This window comes from Borborobacter arsenicus, from assembly GCF_003934165.1.
Classification (GTDB): Bacteria; Pseudomonadota; Alphaproteobacteria; order Rhizobiales; family Rhizobiaceae; genus Pseudaminobacter; species Pseudaminobacter arsenicus.
In genome coordinates, this window is record NZ_RKST01000033.1 from 16078 (window position 1) to 36717 (window position 20640).

The 20640-nt window shown below is 62.1% G+C and carries 17 protein-coding genes; 12 read left to right on the forward strand and 5 right to left on the reverse strand.

Features of this window, described 5'->3' with window-relative positions; genetic code table 11:
• Window positions 1-63 precede the first annotated feature (63 nt).
• From ftsH to EET67_RS22450, 3 genes are all read left to right on the forward strand, one after another.
• Window positions 64-2007, forward strand: coding sequence for an ATP-dependent zinc metalloprotease FtsH (gene ftsH, locus EET67_RS22440; protein WP_128628458.1), 1944 nt, complete (start codon window positions 64-66; stop codon window positions 2005-2007).
• 363 nt (window positions 2008-2370) lie between these two features.
• Window positions 2371-3723, forward strand: a complete 1353-nt coding sequence (glmM, locus tag EET67_RS22445; protein ID WP_128628459.1) for a phosphoglucosamine mutase — start codon at window positions 2371-2373, stop codon at window positions 3721-3723.
• Between the two features lie 285 nt (window positions 3724-4008).
• Window positions 4009-4440 carry a hypothetical protein gene (locus EET67_RS22450; protein WP_128628460.1) on the forward strand — a complete coding sequence of 144 codons (432 nt, stop codon included), beginning with the start codon at window positions 4009-4011 and terminating at the stop codon, window positions 4438-4440.
• 290 nt (window positions 4441-4730) lie between these two features.
• Here EET67_RS22450 and EET67_RS22455 read toward each other — a convergent pair whose 3' ends face one another.
• The 4 genes from EET67_RS22455 to EET67_RS22470 all read right to left on the reverse strand — a co-directional run bounded on the left by EET67_RS22455 (window position 4731) and on the right by EET67_RS22470 (window position 7535).
• Entirely contained in the window at window positions 4731-4934 is a 204-nt protein-coding gene (locus EET67_RS22455) for a hypothetical protein (protein WP_128628461.1), read from the reverse strand.
• A gap of 171 nt (window positions 4935-5105) precedes the next feature.
• The gene (locus tag EET67_RS22460; RefSeq protein WP_128628462.1) at window positions 5106-5780 is read right to left on the reverse strand and encodes an outer membrane protein; all 675 of its coding nucleotides are present in this window, start codon (window positions 5778-5780) and stop codon (window positions 5106-5108) included.
• Between the two features lie 200 nt (window positions 5781-5980).
• Window positions 5981-6826 carry an outer membrane protein gene (locus EET67_RS22465; protein ID WP_128628463.1) on the reverse strand — a complete coding sequence of 282 codons (846 nt, stop codon included), beginning with the start codon at window positions 6824-6826 and terminating at the stop codon, window positions 5981-5983.
• 172 nt (window positions 6827-6998) lie between these two features.
• The gene (locus EET67_RS22470; protein ID WP_128628464.1) at window positions 6999-7535 is read right to left on the reverse strand and encodes a DsrE family protein; all 537 of its coding nucleotides are present in this window, start codon (window positions 7533-7535) and stop codon (window positions 6999-7001) included.
• A gap of 412 nt (window positions 7536-7947) precedes the next feature.
• Here EET67_RS22470 and EET67_RS22475 point away from each other — a divergent pair, with 412 nt between their 5' ends.
• Together EET67_RS22475 and serA are read left to right on the forward strand one after the other, a co-directional pair.
• Window positions 7948-9123, forward strand: coding sequence for a phosphoserine transaminase (locus EET67_RS22475; protein WP_128628465.1), 1176 nt, complete (start codon window positions 7948-7950; stop codon window positions 9121-9123).
• A gap of 158 nt (window positions 9124-9281) precedes the next feature.
• On the forward strand, window positions 9282-10880 hold the full coding sequence (gene serA, locus EET67_RS22480) for a phosphoglycerate dehydrogenase (protein WP_128628466.1): 1599 nt from the start codon (window positions 9282-9284) through the stop codon (window positions 10878-10880).
• A gap of 412 nt (window positions 10881-11292) precedes the next feature.
• Here the strand turns inward: serA and pdxR are convergent, their stop codons facing one another.
• Complete coding sequence (gene pdxR / locus EET67_RS22485) at window positions 11293-12786, reverse strand: MocR-like pyridoxine biosynthesis transcription factor PdxR (protein ID WP_128628467.1); 1494 nt, start codon at window positions 12784-12786, stop codon at window positions 11293-11295.
• A gap of 148 nt (window positions 12787-12934) precedes the next feature.
• On the opposite strand from pdxR, the gene tauA reads away from it, so the two are divergent.
• The 7 genes from tauA (at window position 12935) to EET67_RS22520 (ending at window position 20637) form a co-directional block, all read left to right on the forward strand.
• Window positions 12935-13966, forward strand: a complete 1032-nt coding sequence (gene tauA, locus EET67_RS22490) for a taurine ABC transporter substrate-binding protein (RefSeq protein ID WP_128628468.1) — start codon at window positions 12935-12937, stop codon at window positions 13964-13966.
• Between the two features lie 80 nt (window positions 13967-14046).
• Window positions 14047-14853, forward strand: coding sequence for a taurine ABC transporter ATP-binding protein (locus EET67_RS22495; protein WP_128628482.1), 807 nt, complete (start codon window positions 14047-14049; stop codon window positions 14851-14853).
• The gene (locus tag EET67_RS22500) at window positions 14846-15673 is read left to right on the forward strand and encodes an ABC transporter permease subunit (RefSeq protein ID WP_128628469.1); all 828 of its coding nucleotides are present in this window, start codon (window positions 14846-14848) and stop codon (window positions 15671-15673) included. The genes EET67_RS22495 and EET67_RS22500 overlap by 8 nt, the downstream gene beginning before the upstream one ends.
• A 136-nt stretch (window positions 15674-15809) precedes the next feature.
• A complete protein-coding gene (locus EET67_RS22505; protein WP_128628470.1) occupies window positions 15810-16205 on the forward strand; it encodes a nuclear transport factor 2 family protein in 396 nt (131 codons plus the stop codon).
• Window positions 16206-16233: 28 nt separating this feature from the next.
• Entirely contained in the window at window positions 16234-17634 is a 1401-nt protein-coding gene (locus EET67_RS22510; protein WP_128628471.1) for an NAD(P)/FAD-dependent oxidoreductase, read from the forward strand.
• Window positions 17635-17682: 48 nt separating this feature from the next.
• The gene (gene xsc, locus EET67_RS22515; protein WP_128628472.1) at window positions 17683-19452 is read left to right on the forward strand and encodes a sulfoacetaldehyde acetyltransferase; all 1770 of its coding nucleotides are present in this window, start codon (window positions 17683-17685) and stop codon (window positions 19450-19452) included.
• 183 nt (window positions 19453-19635) lie between these two features.
• On the forward strand, window positions 19636-20637 hold the full coding sequence (locus EET67_RS22520) for a YeiH family protein (protein ID WP_210211155.1): 1002 nt from the start codon (window positions 19636-19638) through the stop codon (window positions 20635-20637).
• Window positions 20638-20640 lie beyond the last annotated feature (3 nt).

The following is a 20640-nucleotide window of genomic DNA, read 5'->3' on the forward strand; positions in this document are numbered from 1 at the left end:
TATGTTAGAGGCCAGCTTTCTTAAACGCCGTGCGCCTCTTTCGGCCACCCAACAGGATCTTCGATGAATCCGAATTATCGCAATCTCGCGCTCTGGGCGATCATAGCCGTACTCCTGATCGCATTGTTCAACCTGTTCCAGACGCCGCAGACGCGTGGCGCCACCAGCGACGTGGCCTATTCGGACTTCCTGAAAGACCTCTCCTCGGGCCGCATCAAGACGGTGACGATCGCCGGCGACCGGATTTCCGGCACCTATAATGACAGTTCCAGCGCCTTCCAGACCTATTCGCCGGGCGACCCGACGCTGGTGCAGCGCCTGGAGGACAAGGGCGTCACCATCAATGCGCGGCCTGAAAATGACGGCTCCGGCTCGCTGTTTTCCATGCTGATCGGCTGGCTGCCGATGATCCTCATCCTCGGCGTGTGGATATTCTTCATGCGCCAGATGCAATCTGGCTCCGGCCGCGCCATGGGCTTCGGCAAGTCCAAGGCCAAGCTTCTGACCGAGGCGCATGGCCGCGTAACCTTCGCCGACGTCGCCGGCGTGGACGAAGCCAAGCAGGACTTGGAGGAGATCGTCGAGTTCCTGCGCGATCCGCAGAAGTTCCAGCGGCTGGGCGGCAAGATCCCGCGCGGCGTGCTGCTCGTCGGCCCTCCCGGAACCGGCAAGACGCTGCTTGCCCGCTCGGTGGCGGGTGAGGCCAATGTGCCGTTCTTCACCATTTCCGGCTCGGACTTCGTCGAGATGTTCGTCGGTGTCGGTGCCAGCCGCGTGCGCGACATGTTCGAGCAAGCCAAGAAGAATGCGCCCTGCATCATCTTCATCGACGAAATCGATGCCGTCGGCCGCCATCGCGGCGCCGGCCTCGGCGGCGGCAATGACGAGCGCGAGCAGACGCTGAACCAGTTGCTGGTCGAGATGGACGGCTTCGAGGCCAATGAATCGATCATCCTGATCGCAGCCACCAACCGCCCAGATGTGCTTGACCCCGCCCTGATGCGTCCGGGCCGCTTCGACCGTCAGGTCGTGGTGCCGAACCCGGACATCGTCGGCCGCGAGAAGATCCTGAAGGTACATGTACGCAATGTGCCGCTGGCACCCAATGTCGACCTCAAGGTGATCGCACGTGGCACGCCGGGCTTTTCGGGCGCCGACCTTGCCAACCTCGTCAATGAAAGCGCGCTGATGGCGGCCCGCCGCAACAAGCGGCTGGTGACCATGGCCGAGTTCGAGGACGCCAAGGACAAGATCATGATGGGCGCGGAGCGCCGCTCCTCGGCCATGACCCAGGCCGAAAAGGAGCTGACCGCCTATCACGAGGCCGGTCATGCGATATTGGCGCTTAACGTGCCGTCGGCCGATCCGCTGCACAAGGCGACCATCATCCCGCGCGGGCGTGCTCTCGGCATGGTGATGCAACTGCCGGAAGGCGACCGCTATTCGATGAGCTACAAATACATGATCTCGCGTCTGGCGATCATGATGGGCGGGCGCGTCGCCGAGGAGTTCAAGTTCGGCAAGGAAAACATCACTTCGGGCGCTTCCTCCGACATCGAGCAGGCTACCAAGCTGGCGCGCGCCATGGTCACGCGCTGGGGCTTTTCCGACAAGCTCGGCCATGTCGCCTATGGCGACAACCAGGAAGAGGTGTTCCTCGGCCATTCGGTTGCCCGCCAGCAGAATGTCTCGGAAGAGACGGCGCAGATCATCGACGCGGAAGTGCGCCGCCTGATCGACGAGGCCTATTCGACCGCCAAATCCGTCCTGACCAAGAAAAAGAAGGAATGGATCGCGCTGGCCGAGGGGCTACTGGAATATGAGACGCTCTCGGGCGACGAGATCAAGGAACTCATCGCCGGCAAGAAGCCGTCGCGCGACCTTGGCGACGATACCCCGCCCTCGCGCGGCTCGGCAGTGCCGAAGGCCGGTTCGACCGGTGGCGGCCGCCGCAAGAAGGGCGGCGAAGAGCCAGACGCCGGGCTGGAACCACAGCCGCAGGGCTAGATTTTTGCCCTGTAAGGATTATCGCGTCGGCCCGAGTGGCCGGCGTTCGTTTTGGCATGATCTATGATATAGAAGCCGGCTATCAACAATTGTGGCGCGGGCTGCCGCAATTGTTGACCGAAGCCTTGTCCTTCCGGACAGGAGAGGCTGCCTGCCGCCTGCATCTCGGATGATGCGGAGCAGGCTGGCAAGTAGAATCGATACGGGATGTGATCGATTGGCGACGTCGCCAAACAAAAGGGCGAAAATTGAAAGCCTTTCTAAGGATTCGTAACAAATAATCATATAATGTGATGCCGGGTGCCCTTCCTCTTATGGCAAAAGCGGCATCGGGAGCGCGTTTCGCCGGGGACAGATAAGCACATGACGAGAAGATATTTCGGAACCGATGGAATCCGGGGACGGGCCAACAAATTTCCGATGACGGCCGAAATAGCCATGAAGGTGGGCATGGCGGCCGGTCTTTCCTTCCAGCGCGGCAACCACCGGCACCGCGTCGTGCTCGGCAAGGACACACGGCTTTCCGGCTATATGATCGAAAACGCCATGGTGGCGGGTTTCTGCGCGGCGGGCATGGATGTGTTCCTGCTCGGCCCGGTGCCGACACCGGCGGTGGCCATGCTGGCCCGTTCGCTGCGCGCCGATATCGGGGTGATGATCTCAGCCTCGCACAATGCCTATTACGACAATGGCATCAAGCTTTTCGGGCCTGACGGCTACAAGCTGTCGGACGAGATAGAGGCCCGCATCGAGGGGCTGCTCGATGAGGATATCGATATTGCGTTAGCGGATGCCGATGGGCTCGGTCGGGCCAAGCGTGTCGATGGCGTGCATGATCGCTATATCGAGTTTGCCAAGCGTACCTTGCCGCGCTCCATGTCGCTGACCGGCCTGCGAGTCGTCATCGACTGCGCCAACGGTGCCGCCTACAAGGTGGCACCCGCTGCCCTTTGGGAACTCGGCGCTGAGGTCATCGCCATCAATGACGAGCCGAACGGCTTCAACATCAATGATGAATGCGGCTCGACCCATCCGGCCAGCCTGGCCAAGAAGGTCTATGAGGTGCGCGCCGATATCGGCATCGCGCTGGACGGCGATGCCGACCGCATGATCATCGTCGACGAGACCGGCGAAGTGGTGGACGGCGACCAGATCATGGCGCTGGTTGCCGAGGCCTGGCACCAGAGCGGCCGCCTTGCAGGCGGCGGCATCGTCGCCACGGTCATGTCCAATCTCGGCCTCGAGCGCTTCATGGAGGGGCTTGGCCTGCAGCTTCACCGCACCAAGGTCGGCGACCGCTATGTGGTGGAGCATATGCGGGCGCACGGCTTCAATGTCGGCGGCGAGCAGTCCGGCCACATCGTGATGTCGGATTTTTCCACCACGGGCGACGGGCTGGTTTCGGCGCTGCAGGTGCTGGCCTGCATCAAGCGGCAGAACAAGCCGGTCAGCGAATTGTGCCGGAAATTCGAGCCGGTGCCGCAGCTTTTGAAGAATGTGCGCTTTTCCGGCGGCAAGCCGCTGGAGGAAGCGCCCGTCAAGGCAGCGATCGAGGAGGCGCGCAACCGCCTCGGCCAGGCCGGACGGCTTGTGATCCGTCCTTCGGGCACCGAGCCGCTGATCCGGGTCATGGCCGAAGGCGACGATCCCCAGCTGGTCGAGACGATCGTCAACGAGCTTGTCGACGTGATTGCGGATGTGAAATCCGCCGCCTGAGCATGAAAAAGCCCGCCCGGCGGAAGCCGAGGCGGGCAATTGCATGGGAGGCCAATGCGCCATAATGGGGCATCGGCCGGCGATTGACTATGAAGCGCCTCACATAGGCTGCAGCGTTCTGGCGGAGGCACGTCCTTCCCGCTTCCGGTCGGGGCACCGGCCTTCGGCCTGCTAGCTACCGGCCTCTTTTTTCAACATTCTCTAATATTGACTTGTCGCCAATTGGGAGCGCTATACTTCTTTCATGGGCTTGGGTGAAACCACCTGTTGATCGGGAGGAAGACCATGAAGCACCAGACCATCGATCAGTTGCACGACATTGCCGAAGTCCACTTCGAGCCGACACATGCGCCGATGACGCGCACGCAGCGGTTGGAGCGCTGGGCCGAACTGCTTGAGCAGAATCCGGACCGGCGGCTGGGGGCATTGTCGGGCACCGAGTATCAGCCGGTCGTCCTTCGCGGGACGATGCGCGGTAACGGCTCGCCTCTCAGTGTCGCCTTCGACGATCCGCTGTTGCGTGCGGAAGGCCTGAAGGACGATACCTATGGCGAGGCCAAGCGGTTCTTCGAAGTCACCGACTGGCAATTGCACGAGATCGTCTGCCACTGCCATGTCGGCGCAACGATGCAGGCTTCCAGGGCTGCACGGTGCGTTCGTGCCGCAATAGGCGGGAGGTTCAACATTCTCGCCAGACTGAGAGCGATGTTCCTCTGAGCGGCTTCGATCAAGGATCGATGGACCGCTCTGGATATGTGCCTGCGCAATTCCGAAAGAAAGGCGGGCTGCCACCTTTCCCAGGAATTGCCGCAGAGCATCGGGCGCAAGGTCGTCAACCGGCCTTGGTAAGCCCGATGTTTAGCGAACAGAAAGAGCGGCGGCGGATTCACTTCGAGGCTCCGCCGCGCTGGTAACAGTTACCCTCAATTTCGCTGCTTGTGTATCGGATTTATCCAGATTCCGTGCGCCTTTCGGCACGAAATTCGATCATTTTTGATGAGATTTTTTTAGTTTCGGCGCTCCTTGGGCCGGCCGGGAATGCCGGTGATGGTGACCGACACCGGATCGCTGCCCGGAAATGTGTCTTCCAACCCTTCCTGCAACTGCTCTTCCAGCGTGTCCGGGTCTTCCGCGCGGCCTTCGGTACGCCGTTTCTTCCGGGAGCCCGGCTTGGGCGCCGGGGCTTTGCGGTGCGGATCGGCTGTCGTCATCATTCGTCTCCTGTGCGGGCGGTTCGCTTTCGGGACCGTCGTTCGAGCAGGTACAACGTCGCACCGTGAAAACAGTTGCCACGATCGATCCTGCGTCAGTCCATCCGCACGGCCGAAACAAAACGGCAGGCCGAAGCCTGCCGCACATGATGCCGAAACTGCTGTCGTGGCCTACCAGAGGTCGTAGCGCAAACCGACCTTGATCTGATGATAGTCGATGCCATCCTCGACCAGGCCAGTGTCGATGTTGAAGTATTTGGTATCGGGCGAACTCAGATACTGATAGCCCAAATCCATTGAGACGTTCTTGCTCACCTGATAGTTGACGCCGGCTGCCAGCGAATATGCGAGCTCATACTGGCGGTCAGTAAGGACACTGACGTCGTCTACAGTGACTTCACTCCTGGAGTGAAGCAGGCCGAGGCCGCCACCGATATAGGGCGTGAAACCGGATATGGTCGCCAGGTCATAGTAGCCGTTGACCATCCCGCTCCAGACGCTGTTCTTGGCGGAAACGGTGAAAGGGCCGAGATCGGTCTGATATTTGTCCTGGGAGACAAATCCGAGGTTCAACTCGGTGCGCAGATAGTCATTCAGGTGATAACCGACGCCGATACCACCGTTGAAACGCGTGCTGTCGGTGTCCAGGAAGTCTATGTCATAGACTGACTTGTTCAGATTGTAGCCGATATCGCCGCGCAGATACCAACCTGAACCGACCTCCACGGGCACATATTCAGGCGCGTTGTCGACAATGATCGGCGGTTCGTAGTCGGCCGCGACTGCCGGCGCCTGCCAAAGCGCGGCAGCGGCAAGCGACAGGGCGATACGTGTTTGCAGGCTCATGGTCCCAAGCTCCCCAAGACAAACCGGATGACGAAACAACTTCCGTCTCCTGTCTCGGAGTATTGTTAACCATGATGGTTAAGTGCCGGTTAAGGCTAATGGAGCGTTACCGATATTTCTTAAGCCTGCTCGCAGGCGCAGGCGTTGCCCAAGCAAAAGCCGCCCGGCACGACCGGGCGGCTTTTGCTCCAAGAGGAAGATTACTTGTAGACCGGTTCGACCGCTGGCGGCTCATAAGCCACCATTTCCGGCTCGCCGCATTCGGCCTTGCCGGCGCCGAACTGGTAGCGCAGGCCGCCGCGCACCTCATGCACGTTGAAGCCCCTGTCGAAGCCGGGGCCTGCACCGGGCCCACCGGCGGACGAATCGGCATATTCGAACATGCGTCCGCCATCGATACGGGTGAAGCGGTAGCCGGCATCGAAATGCAGGTTTTTGGTGAGACAATAGGAGGCGCCGGCCATCAGCGCATAGGCAAAGCGCCAGCTCGCCACGCCTTTGTGGCGATCGTCCACGCCGGGGAACTGGTTGCGCAGATCATCCCATTTCACCCGTGCGCCGCCGATACCGGCGCCGACATAGGGTGTGATGCGATTGTAGGTGCCCAGATCCACATAGGCATTCGCCAGCAGCAGCAGCGCGCTGTAGGAAGAGGTGTCGGTCGAGACGGTGACGAGATCGGAGGTCTGGCCGTTGAAATCGGACTTGAACCAGTAGTCGGCGGTCAGATCGGTACGGAAGTAATTATTGACCTGATAGCCGACACCGGCGCCGAGCGACATAGCGCCCTTGAGCTTGCCGAAATCGAAGGAATTCGTGCCGGGAATCGGCACGGCGCCGCCATAGGTTATGTAGTCGCCGCCGCGGAACTTCGACCAGTGATAGTCGAGGTCGCCGCGCAGATACCAACCGCCGGTGCTGACCTCCTGATAGACGACCTGCGGCGGCGTTGGTTCGGGCACCGGCTCGTAAATATCGGCCGCGAATGCCGGCATCGCCGTGGCGGCAAACAGGGCGGCCAGGCCGCACTTTGAGAAATTCAGCATCCTTCTACCCCTCACACCCACAAGTCCATCGGGTGGCCAAAACGGCCAAATCCGGCGTGGATAATGGAATGTAAAGGTTAAGAGGCGTTTAACCCTGTTGTTTAACCGTGTCTCTTAACTATACCCGGGCAGATGGCGCGGGCGGCGCGGATAAAGGCGCCGCCCTGGCAGATCATTCCATGCCGACTTCAGGGTACTGGGCGACGATATCTTCGCGCGTGACCTTGGCGAACTGAGCCGGATAGATATAGCCATAGCCTTCGCCTGCATATCTGGCGATATCGATGACAGCGGCAGGCACGACGGTCATGACGTCATAGAAGCCGTCCGGATCGTAGCCGCGGCCTTTCGCAGCGTTGCGACAGATATGGATCTCGACGCCCTGGTCGGTCAGTTCCTTGAAGGCGGCATAGGCCTCGGGGAAGGCCGCCTTGTTCTTGCGCGAGAATGCATGCAACTCGTTGCCATGGGCGACGATGACGATGCGGGATTTCTCGAAATCGCCGAACTCCTTCAGCGCCTTGATGTGGTTCCTGATGAAACCGAGCGCGCCGAGCCCTTCCTGCGGCGTGGCGAAGTTGAAGTCGTAAACGAACTTCTGGGCTCCATACTGGACGGCCTCGAATTTCGACGGGTCGTCGGGGCCCGCATAGGCAAAGCTGGTCGCCAGGGCCATGCAGCCTGCGGCTAGGATTGTCTTGAAGTTCATGTTCACTCCCAAGGGGTTTTTCCATTTCGGTGGCGATCGCGCGCACCGCTGGAAGGAGGATCATATTTGATGTCGGGGTACAAGCCGGTGTGATTGATTTATCGGCGCCTTTGGCCCCGAGAGGCGATGAAGGCGTTGAGAAAAAAGTTGGTGTGGCAGGAACTTAAATGCCGATATCCGGTTAGTGGCCGCGCCCGATAGCGCGCTCTCAGGCAGCAGGCCCGTCCAGCTTTGGCTGGCGGGCCTTTTTTGGCGGGCGAGCCTTGCCCATCGGGGATGGAGCAGCACGTCGATCACATACGACATATTTCCGTGCTGCCGCATCTTGCGATTTTTTTTCCGTTCCGCTATTCCCGCCAGTGGGCCACCCCTCCCCACCGAGGGGCGTGCTATCTGGAAGGATAGGATCCAAATGATGACATACCCCACACCGGACCTGCGTCCGGCCAATCCCAATTTCTCCTCTGGTCCCTGCGCAAAACGCCCCGGCTGGTCTCTCCAGGCGCTGGCGGATGCCGCCCTTGGTCGCTCGCATCGCGCCAAGATCGGCAAGAACAAGCTGGCGCGGGCCATCGATCTCACACGTGAAGTGCTTGAGGTGCCGGCGGATTACCGCATCGGCATCGTGCCGGCCTCCGACACCGGCGCTGTCGAAATGGCGCTGTGGTCGCTGCTGGGCGAGCGCGGCGTCGACATGCTGGCCTGGGAGAGCTTCGGCGCTGGCTGGGTGACGGACGTCGTCAAGCAGCTCAAGCTGCCGGATGTACGCAGGTTCGAGGCCGCCTATGGCGCGCTGCCCGACTTGTCCGCGGTGGATTTCGACCGTGACGTGGTTTTCACCTGGAACGGCACAACGTCCGGCGTGCGCGTGCCGAATGGCGACTTCATTCCGGCCGACCGCAAGGGGCTGACGATCTGCGATGCGACTTCGGCAGCCTTTGCCCAGAAGCTCGATTTTGCCAAGCTCGATGTCGTCACCTTCTCCTGGCAGAAGGTGCTTGGCGGCGAAGGCGCGCATGGCATGCTGATCCTGTCGCCGCGCGCAGTGGAGCGGCTGGAAAACTATGCGCCCGCCTGGCCGCTGCCGAAGATCTTCCGCATGACAAAGGGCGGCAAGCTGATCGAAGGCATCTTCAAGGGCGAGACGATCAACACGCCCTCGATGCTGGCGGTCGAAGACTATCTCGATGCGCTCGAATGGGCGAAGCAGGTCGGCGGGCTGGATGCGCTGATCGCGCGCGCTGAGGCCAATGCCAAGGTGCTGGCAGATTGGGCTGCCGGCAATGCGGCGATCGAATTCCTTGCCGCCGATCCGGCGACACGGTCGAACACGTCGGTGTGCCTGCGCTTTGCCGATCCAGCGGTCGCAGCGCTGGACGAGGCCGGCCAGCAGGCCTTCGTGAAGCAGTTGACCGGATTGCTGGAGGCCGAAAAGGTCGCCTACGACATCGGCAGCTATCGCGATGCGCCGCCCGGCCTGCGCATCTGGTGTGGCGCGACCGTCGAAACCTCCGACCTCAAGGCGCTGACGCCGTGGCTCGATTGGGCCTTTGCAACCGCCAAGGCGTCGCTGAAGGCGGCTGCCTAGTGTTCCTCCCCCTTGTGGGGAGGGTCGATCCGCGCAAGCGGTTCGGGGTGGGGGTCTCCTCCACCGGACTTTGCTCAATTCCCCCACCCGGTCGCTGCGCGACCACCCTCCCCACAAGGGGGAGGGTAGGGCGCCCGGCCTTTTGAAGGACCAAACCCATGCCTCGCGTTCTCGTATCCGACAAGCTTTCTCCCACCGCCGTCCAGATCTTCAAGGATCGCGGCGTCGAGGTCGACTATTTGCCCGATCTCGGCAAGGACAAGGAAAAGCTGCTGGAAGTCATCGGCCAATATGACGGCCTTGCCATCCGCTCGGCCACCAAGGTGACGGAAAAGCTGATCGCCGCCGCCACCAATCTCAAGGTCGTCGGCCGCGCCGGCATTGGTGTCGACAATGTCGACATACCGGCGGCAAGCCGCAAGGGTATCATCGTGATGAATACGCCCTTCGGCAATTCGATCACGACGGCCGAGCATGCGATCGCGCTGATGTTCGCGCTTGCCCGCCAGATTCCCGAGGCCAATGGCTCGACCCATGCCGGCAAGTGGGAAAAGAACCGCTTCATGGGTGTCGAGATCACCGGCAAGACGCTGGGCGTCATCGGCTGCGGCAATATCGGCTCGGTGGTGGCGACGCGCGGCGTCGGGCTGAAGATGCATGTGATTGCTTTCGATCCGTTCCTGTCGGAAGGCCGCGCCGAAGAGCTCGGTGTGCAGAAGGTCGAGCTGGACGAATTGCTGGCACGTGCCGATTTCATCACGCTGCATACGCCGCTGACCGACAAGACCCGCAACCTGATCAATGCAGATGCGATTGCCAAGATGAAGAAGGGCGTGCGCATCATCAATTGCGCGCGTGGCGGCCTTGTCGTGGAGGCCGACCTCATCGCCGCCCTGAAGAGCGGCAAGGTGGCGGGCGCGGGCATCGACGTGTTCGAAACCGAGCCGGCGACCGATAACGCGCTGTTTGGCATGGAAAACGTGGTTGCTACCCCGCATCTTGGCGCATCGACCACCGAAGCGCAGGAAAATGTTGCCCTCCAGGTTGCCGAACAGATGTCGGACTATCTGATCAAGGGCGCCGTCACCAATGCCATCAACATGCCGTCGATCTCGGCCGAGGAAGCGCCGACGCTGAAGCCCTTCGTCAAGCTGGCGGAAGTTCTGGGCGCGTTTGTCGGCCAGGTGACGGAGGAGCCGATCAAGGAAGTCGAGATCCTGTTCGACGGCGCCACCGCCTCGATGAACACCAAGGCGCTGATCAGTGCAGCCCTTGCCGGGCTGATCCGCCCGCAGGTGGCCGATGTCAACATGGTGTCGGCGCCGATCATGGTGAAGGAGCGCGGCATCATCGTCGCCGAGGTCAAGCGCGACAAGTCGGGCGTCTTTGACGGCTATATCAAGCTGTCGGTCAAGACCGAGAAGAAGACGCGCTCGATCGCCGGCACCTGTTTTTCGGATCACAAGCCGCGCTTCATCCAGATCAAGGGCATCAATCTCGATGCCGAGGTCGGCCAGCACATGCTCTATACGACCAATGCCGACGCCCCCGGCATCATCGGAATGCTGGGTACGCTGTGCGGCAAGAATGACGTCAACATCGCCAATTTCCAGCTCGGCCGCAACCGGCCGGGCGGCGATGCGATCGCGCTGCTCTATCTCGACGCGCCGTTCCCGGAAAAGGCGCTGGCGGAGGTGCGCGCCAATCCGTCGATCGTCTCGGCCAAGCGGCTGCAATTCGACGTCAACGGCATGTGAGTTCCGGGTGGCCGGTACAGGGAGGGCTCCGAAACGGGCCCTCTCTTTTGGTATCTGGCCTATCGCCCAGCTCCCCGGCGACCATCCACGCAAGATAATTTTTTGATTGCCTCAACATCAATTGTGGACAAGTCAGCAAGGGCCGTTTGGCCGGCTATTTCTTAACGATCCGTTAACTGGAATTCGACAGGTTCACCCTCGCATGAATTTCTCCCTGAAGTTCATGCACGGCGGCTCCGGACACCCCCAAACCCCTATCCGGAGTCGCCACCCCTCCAGACATTTTTGGTTCTAGACAATGATGCCGAAAAGCGTGAAGCGGTTCTCGGACGGCATCATGGTCTATCTAATTGATTTTGCCGCATGTATGCGACGCCAAGTGATTCCACTTGGCTGCAACATGCTCTGGGTTTCAGGCCGCCTTTATCCTACCCACCTGCCGGCGAATGCCGTTTGCGGTGCGGGCCACGCCCTCGGCGATGCGGTCTGCCGGGATGGAGGAATAGGCTATGCGGAAGAACCGGCAGGGCTGATCGGTTTCGGCAAAAAAGGGCGATCCGGATTCGATCAGGACACCGTCTTCGCGCAGGTCGCGGGCCAATAGATCCGAATCCAAGCCCTCGGGGCCCTCGATCCAGAACGAGCTTCCGCCGAAGGCCGAGACGCCGGCAACGGTCATGTCCTCGCGTTGCAGCGCAGCCTGCATGACCTCATGACGCTCGGCATATTCGTTGCGCATGCGCCTGATCACCGCGTCGTAATGGCCGAGCGCCAGGAAATAGGCGGCGGTTCGCTGGAGATGCCCCGGCGGATGGCGCAGCATCAGCGCACGCAACGCCCGCGCCTCGCGGATGACGGGAGCAGGCGCCACCAGATAGCCCAGCCTGAGACCGGGAAACAGGGATTTCGAAAAACTGCCGACATAGAAGACCCGGCCGCACCGGTCGAGCGACTTCAAGGCGGGTGCCGGCGGCGCCAGGAAGCTCATCTCGAATTCATAATCGTCCTCGACGATGATGAAGTCCTTTTTCTCGGCCTCCTCCAGCAACTGCATGCGTCGCTCCATCGGCATGCGCGCGGCGGTGGGTGCCTGATGGCTGGGGGTGACGAAAACCGCATCGACGCGCTCGGGAAGAAGCTCCGGCGGCAGGCCGGCATTGTCCACGTCGATTGCAGTCACTTTCGCCTGGCTCAGGCGCAGTGATGCGTAGATATCGGGGTGGCCGGGATTTTCGCAGATGGCATGGGAGCCACGCTGGAGGAGGATCTGGATGCTGATCCACAATGCGTTCTGCGCGCCGACCGTGACCAGGATTTCCTCCGGCTGGGCCTTGATTCCACGACGCGGAAGCGTGCGCGAGCAGATGTAGCTGACCAGCTGCATGTCATCGGCGGCGGCGAAATCCCCGGCCATCATCTCGAAATCGCTCAGCCCGAGCGCTCGCCGGGCGCAATCGCGCCACGCCGCCAGGTCGAACAGCGAGGTGTCCATCTGCCCATAGAGGAACGGATAGGGATAGCGCCGCCAGTCGAGCGGCTTGCGTATCTGCTTGGCGATCGAAAAGCGCGACTTCAGGCGGGCCTGCCAGTCGATGCCGTCTGTGCTCGGGGCATTCTCGGCTGCCCGCAGGCGTGCGATCGGCGCGCTGTCGGAAACGCAGTAGACGCTGCGTGCCGTCACCTCGATATATCCCTGCGAGGCAAGCTCCTGATAGGCGAGCGTCACAGTGATGCGGGACACTTTGAGATATTCGGCAAGCTTCCGGGTCGAGGGCAGACGGGCGCCGGGCAGGACGCGGCCGGACAATATGCCCGAGACCAGCGTTTCGCGGATTTGCGCCTGCAACCTGCCGCGGTTGCTCCGGTCGAGGAAGAAAATCGCCTCTGAAACAACAGGTCCGGCCAGTTAACGTCTCCCTTGCGTGATTAATGGACTCATTCAAGTTTCCATCTGGATATAAGGGTTTTTGCTTCTCGCATCTACCACACATGATGTGGTGAGGAACTGAAATCTACGGCAAGCGGCACAGCCGCGCCGTCAGCGGGAGGACCAGATGACGATATTTACCAAAATCAAGGCCGCGACTGCGGCGATTGCTCTTGCAGCCACGATTTCCGGCACTGGCACGGCCGCTGCCGAAACCAATGTGGTGGTCGGCTACCAGCAGATTGTCGGACCATTCCTGACCGCCATCGCCGATGGCAGCATCGATGCCGCCGTCAAGGCGGAAGGCTACAGCATCGACTGGCGGCAATTCAGCTCGGGTGGCGATATCTCTACCGCGCTGGCCTCCACCAATGTTTCGGTCGGCGTGCTTGGCTCTACCGGTACGACTGCTGCCGCAACGCGCGGCGTGGAACTGGAGCTGTTCTGGATTCTCGACAATATCGGCAAGTCCGAAGCGCTGGTCGCGCGCGAAGGCTCGGGCATCGAGAAGCCGGAAGACCTGGTCGGCAAGAAGGTCGGCGTGCCCTTCGTCTCCACCTCGCATTTCCATCTTCTGGTCGGCATGGAGCAGGTCTGGAAGATCAATCCGCGCGATGTCTCCATCCTGAACATGCAGCCGCCGCAGATCGTGGCTGCCTGGCAGCGCGGCGATATCGATGCCGCCTATGTGTGGCCGCCGGCACTTTCCGAAATCCTGAAGTCGGGCAAGGTGGTTGCCGATTCCGAGCAGATCGGCGCAGCCAGCGTGCCGACATTCGACGGCCTGGTGGCCGACAAGGCCTGGGCAGCGGAAAATCCGAAATTCATGGCGGCCTTCACTAAGGCGCTGGCCACTGCCTATGCCAACTACAAGGCCAATGGCGCCAGCTACACGGCGGACTCTCCGGAGATCCAGGGCATGGTCAAGATGATCGGCGGCAATGCCGCTGACGTGGTCGAGGCGCTGAAGCTGCTGGTGTTCCCGACCGTTGACGAGCAGGCATCCAATACCTGGCTCGGCGGTGGCGCCGAGGGCGGTGCCGTCAAGGCGCTGACGGCAAGTGCGGAGTTCCTCAAGGCGCAGAAGCAGATCGACGCCACCCTGCCAGACTACTCCTCCTTTGTGAACGGCACCTATGCGGAGGCCGCGAACAAGTGATGTGTTCCGAGCCGCCGGCAAACCGGCTGGCGGCTCGGGCCCGCTCTTCTGACGAAGGAGTGTCACCCATGGCACCGAAAATGGAAACATTGCAGGTAAGCAACGTAAACCTGACCTATCCGGGTCTCTACAGCAGCGAGGCGGTGATCGCGCTCAAGGGCGTGAACCTGACCATCGAGAGCGGCGATTTCGTCGTCGCGCTGGGCGCGTCCGGATGCGGCAAGACCACGCTGCTCAATCTGCTTGCCGGCTTTCTCTCCCCGACCTCGGGCGAGATCACGCTGGGCGGACGCCAGATCGTCGGGCCCGGTTCCGACCGCGGCGTCGTCTTCCAGAAGCATGCGCTGCTGCCGTGGCTCAATGTGATGGAGAATACCGAGTTCGGGCTGAAGCTGCAGGGCGTTCCCCGTGCGGAGCGCATTGCGCGCGCCACGAAGAATCTCGAAATGGTGGGCCTGCAGGATTTCCACCGTCATATGATCTACCAGCTTTCCGGCGGCATGCAGCAGCGCGTGGGCATTGCGCGCGCCCTGACCTGCGACCCGGCGATGTTGTTGATGGACGAGCCGATGGCCGCGCTTGACGCGCTGACGCGCGAAAGCATCCAGGAATTGCTGCTGGATGTGTGGCAGCGCACCAACAAGATGTTCTTCTTCATCACCCACAGTGTCGAGGAAGCTTTGTTCCTGGGCTCGCGGCTGATCGTCATGTCGCCCCGGCCCGGACGGATCACCCACACCTACGAACTGGATTTCAACCGGCGCTTCCTCGAAAGCCGCGACGCGCGCGCGATCAAGTCCAGTCCGGATTTCATCAAGATGCGCGAGACCGTTCTCGGCATCATCTATGGCGACGAGCGCGCGGGCAAGGAGATGGTCCATGCTTAGACTCGGTTCTTCGGCCAAATCGGTGCGCCCGGGCAAGGTCTATGGTGCGCCTGGAGACGGCTATAGCGGCCATATCAGCGTGATGACCGCCATTGCCCTGATCGCCTTGTGGTTCCTGGTGACCGGCATGGGCTGGGTCAAGCCGCTGTTCCTGCCCTCGCCTATGGCGGTCTATGGCAAGTTCATCTCGGCGATGACGGATGGGGTCGCCAATTCGACGCTGGCCGAGCACACGATGGCCAGCCTGACGCGCGTGTTCGGCGCGTTCTTCCTGGCCTGCGTGACGGCCATTCCCGTCGGCATCTGGATGGGCGTCAGCCGCGTCGCGCGAGGCCTGTTCGATCCGATCATCGAGTTCTACCGGCCGCTGCCGCCGCTCGCCTATCTGCCGCTGGTCATCATCTGGCTCGGCATCGGCGAATTCCCGAAGATCTTTCTGATCTATCTGGCGATCTTCGCGCCGATGGCGATCGCGGCCCGTTCCGGCGTCAAGTCGGTGTCGATCGAGCAGATCCATGCCGCCTATGCAATGGGCGCCACCCGCAGCCAGATCGTCTGGCATGTCATCATGAAGGCGGCGCTGCCGGAAATCTTCACCGGCATGCGCATCGGCATCGGCGTCGGCTGGACCACGCTGGTAGCCGCAGAAATGGTCGCCGCCGACCGCGGCCTAGGCTTCATGGTGCTCAATGCGGCGCAATATCTGGCCAGCGATACGGTCATCATGGGCATCATCGTCATCGGCGTCTTCGCCTTCGCCTTCGATCTGCTCGTGCGCTACCTCGAAAAGCTGCTGATCCCATGGAAGGGACGCATATGAGCTGAAGCGAGACCGGCCCGTCTGCGGGCCGCCGATAAACGAATGAAATGTAGGACGCGGTGCGAGTCCGGGCGTTCCGGGCCACGCTGCAGCCTTGCCCGCCCGAGGACGGCAGGCCAACCAGGAAGGACCTGAAATGTCGACCAATGCCGAATTCACCGCGCAGGACCTGAGCGATCTGTTCGATGCGTTCAACCGCCACGACGTGGATGCCGTCATGAGCTTCTTTGCCGAGGATTGCATTTTCAATGCGGTCGGCGGCGCGGAGGTCTACGGCACGCGTTTCGACACGCCCGAGGCGATCGGCAATGCATTCGCGGGCGTGTGGGCCGCGATGGCCGACGCGCATTGGGCGCATCATGGCCATTTCGTCCATGGCGACCGCGCCGTGTCGGAATGGACGTTCTCAGGCACCAATGCCGACGGCAGCAGGGTCGAGGCCGAGGGCTGCGACCTGTTCACGCTGCGCGGCGGCAAGATCGTTCGCAAGCAGGCATTCCGCAAGAACCGCCCCCTCTTGCAGGCAAAGTAACCAATTTCAGGGGCGTGAGGCGACTTCGATGAAACAGGATGTCAACCCGGCACAGGCAGCGCGAAATGCGTACGACCCGCGCTATGATCCGCTGGTCGATGTCGGTCCTGGCCGCAACCGCGACTACGCTCCGACCTATTGGATAGGCACGGCCGGCCCTGCGCCGGCCGATGACGGCCCGATCCTTGCCGATGTCGATGTCGATGTGGCGGTGATCGGCTCGGGCTATACGGGCCTGTCCTGCGCCATCCATCTCGCCCGCGAACACGGGATCAAGGCAACGGTGCTGGAGGCCAATACTGTCGCCTGGGGCTGCTCGACGCGCAATGGCGGCCAGGCGCAGATTTCCTCCGGCCGGCTGACGCGCGGGCAGTGGATCGAGCGCTGGGGCATCGATGTCGCACGCAAGCTGCACAAGGAGATTGCCGAGGCTTTCGACTTGTTCCGCTCGCTGATCTATTCGGGCGAGTTCGACTGCGAGCCGCAGGATGGCGGGCACCTCTATATCGCGCATCGCGCCAAGGTCATGCCCAAGCTTCAGGCGCAGTCGAAGCTTTTGAACGAGCAGTTCGGCTATCCCACGCGCATCCTGTCGCGCGAGGAACTGCACCGCGACTATCTGCGTGACGAGGAAGCGGCGGGCGCCATGCATGAGCCCGACGGCATCGCCATCCATGCCGGCAAGCTTGCCTTCGGCTATCTCAACCTCGCCCGCAAGCTGGGCGCGACAGTGCACCCAGCAAGCCCGGTGATCGGCTGGGAGACCAGGAACGGCATCCACTATCTGACGACGCCGGGCGGCACGGTGCGGGCACGCGCGGTGGCGCTGGCCACCGCCGCCTATACGCCCCCCGGCCTGCACAAGCTGACCAGCCACCGGCTGATGCCGATCCTGTCGAACTCGATCGTCACGCGGCCGCTGACGGAGGCCGAACGGGAGGCGTGCGGCTTCAAGACCAAGATGGTTCTAACCGACACCCGCACGCTGCGCCACTATTACCGGCTGATGCCCGACGGGCGCGTGCAGATCGGCAGCCGCAGCGCGGTGACCGGTGCGGATGCGGAAAACCCGAAGCATTATAATCTGCTGCTGGAGGGGCTTTACCGCAAGTTCCCGGCGCTGCGCGGCATCCAGGTCGACTATTCCTGGTGGGGCTGGGTCGATGTCAGCCACGACATGATGCCTCGCATCTTCCAGCCGGACCCCAGCCGGACGATCTATTACGCGATGGGCTATGGCGGCAACGGCGTCATGTATTCGGCCCAGGCCGGACGCCGCATGGCCCAGCTCGTCGCCGGCAAGGGCCAGGAGCTCGACCTGCCGATCTTCACCTCGGTTCTGCCGCACCATGGTGTGCTGACACCGTTCCGGCGGCTCGGCCAGCGCATGATGTACCACTGGTATCATCTCAAGGATGAAACGCTTTAGTCGCCGCCTGCAACCCGGCAGACGGCTTGTATTGAAAGGAATACCCCGATGAAAATGACCACTGAAGAAGCCTTCATCAAAGTCCTGCAGATGCATGGCATCGAACATGCGTTCGGCATCATCGGTTCTGCCATGATGCCGGTGTCGGACCTTTTCCCGAAGGCCGGCATCCAGTTCTGGGACTGCGCGCATGAGACCAATGCCGGTCTCATCTGCGACGGCTACAGCCGTGCGACCGGCAAGATGGCCATGGCGATCGCCCAGAACGGACCAGGTGTGACCGGCTTCGTGACGGCCATCAAGACCGCCTACTGGAACCACACGCCGATGCTACTGGTGAGCCCGCAGGCGGCCAACAAGACCATCGGCCAGGGCGGCTTCCAGGAAGTCGAGCAGATGGCGCTGTTCGAGGATATGGTCTGCTATCAGGAAGAAGTGCGCGACCCTTCGCGGGTGGCCGAAGTGCTCAACCGCGTGATCAGCAAGGCATGGCGCGGTTGCGCCCCCGCCCAGATCAACATTCCGCGCGACTTCTGGACCCATGTCATCGACATCGAGCTGCCGCAGATCGTGCGACTGGAACTGCCGGCCGGCGGCAAGAACGCGATCGCGGAAGCTGCCAAGCTTTTGTCGGAAGCCAAGTTCCCGGTCATCCTCAACGGCGCGGGCGTGGTCATCGGCGGTGCCATCGCCGAATCGGCGGCTCTGGCCGAGCGCCTCGATGCGCCGGTGTGCTCGGGTTACCAGCACAATGACGCCTTCCCCGGCAGCCACCGTCTGGCGGTCGGCCCGCTCGGCTACAACGGCTCCAAGGCGGCGATGGAACTCATCTCCAAGGCAGACGTCGTGCTGGCGCTCGGCACCCGCCTCAACCCGTTCTCGACGCTGCCCGGCTACGGCATCGACTATTGGCCGAAGGATGCCAAGATCATCCAGGTCGACATCAATGCCGACCGCATCGGCCTGACCAAGAAGGTGACGGTCGGCATTTGCGGCGATGCCAAGCAGGTTGCCCAGCAGATCCTGGAGCAGCTTGGCGCCAAGGCGGGCGATGCCGGCCGTGACGAGCGCAAGGCGCTGATCCACCAGAGCAAGTCGGCCTGGCTGCAGCAGCTGTCCTCGATGGATCACGAGGATGACGATCCGGGCACGAAGTGGAACCAGGAAGCGCGCGCCCGCGAGAGCGACCTGATGTCGCCGCGCCAGGCATGGCGTGCGATCCAGGCGGCGCTGCCGGCCGATGCGATCATCTCCACCGACATCGGCAACAACTGCGCGATCGGCAATGCCTATCCGACCTTCGAGAAGGGTCGCAAATATCTGGCGCCGGGCCTGTTCGGCCCTTGCGGCTACGGCTTCCCGGCCATCATCGGCGCCAAGATCGGCTGCCCGGACGTTCCGGTGGTCGGCTTTGCCGGCGACGGCGCCTTCGGCATCTCCATGAACGAGATGACGTCGATCGGCCGCGAGGAATGGCCGGCGGTGACCATGGTCGTGTTCCGCAACTACCAGTGGGGCGCCGAAAAGCGCAACACCACGCTCTGGTACGACAACAACTTCGTCGGCACCGAACTCAACCGCAACTACAGCTATGCGGAAGTTGCCAAGGCCTGCGGCTTCAAGGGCGTCTCGGTGAAGACACAGGATGAGTTGTCGGCCGCCCTGCGCAAGGCCTGCGAGGAGCAGGCGAAGGGCATCACCACGCTGATCGAAGTGGTGCTGAACCAGGAACTCGGCGAACCGTTCCGCCGCGACGCGATGAAGAAGCCTGTCGTGGTGGCCGGCATCGACAAGGCCGACATGCGGCCGCAGAGCTGATCAAGGTCCCGAGAACCGGCGACCGGTTTTCGGGAGAGATCATGCGCTCCAAGCGGACAGAGCGGGATGGGGAAGAGCCATCCCGCTTGAATAGAAAACCACAATGGGAGGCGGGGAAAGCCCGCCTCCGCTCAAGCCTGGAATGATGGGATGACCGCCGCCACAAGCGCCGTCAGGAAATATATGACTTCACTACCCGAGGCGGTGACACGCCACGGACCGGGCTTCCTGGTCTGCGCCACGGTGGGCATTGCCGCACAGTTCCTGTCCGACCACTATGGTGCGCCCGCCATGCTGATGGCGCTGCTGCTCGGCATCGCCTTCCATTTCCTCGCCGAGGAAGGGCGGTGCGTCTCGGGCATCGACTTCACGGCCAAAAAGGTGCTGCGCTTCGGCGTAGCCCTGCTCGGTGTGCGCATCAGCGTGGACCTTTTGCTTGCGCTGGGACCGGGGCTGATTGCGCTGCTGGTGCTGGCGATCATCTCGACCATCCTGTTCGGCCTGCTCGGGGCCAAGCTTCTCGGCCGCGGTTGGCGGCTCGCTTTGCTGACCGGCGGCTCGGTGGCGATCTGCGGCGCATCGGCTGCCATGGCGATTGCCGCCGTGCTGCCGAAGAACCAGTTCTCCGAGCGCAACCTGATCTTCACAATTCTCAGCGTTACCGTGCTCAGCACGATCGCCATGATCGCCTATCCGCTGGTCACCAGCACGCTCGGCCTCGATCATCGCGCCACCGGCGTGTTCCTCGGCGGCACCATCCATGACGTCGCCCAGGTCGTCGGCGCCGGGTTCTCGGTGTCTGAGGAGACCGGCGAGACGGCGACACTGATCAAGCTGATCCGCGTCACCATGCTGGCACCGGTGGTGCTGGTGTTCTCGCTGGCGTTCCGCAACATGCAATCGGGCGAGGCCGATACGTCGAAGCGGCCACCGCTCATTCCCGGCTTCGTGGTCGGCTTCCTGGTGCTGGCGGCGCTCAACTCGTTCGGCCTGTTGCCGCAGATGGTGGTGTCGACGGCGAGCGACGTGTCCCGCTGGGCGCTGCTTCTGGGAATCGCTGCCGTTGGCATGAAGACGGCGCTCAAGAATATCTTCGATGTCGGACGCGAGGCGGTCATCCTGATCGTGGCCGAAACGCTGTTCCTCGCCGTCTTCATCCTGGTGGGAATGCACTATCTCGGTTAGCCG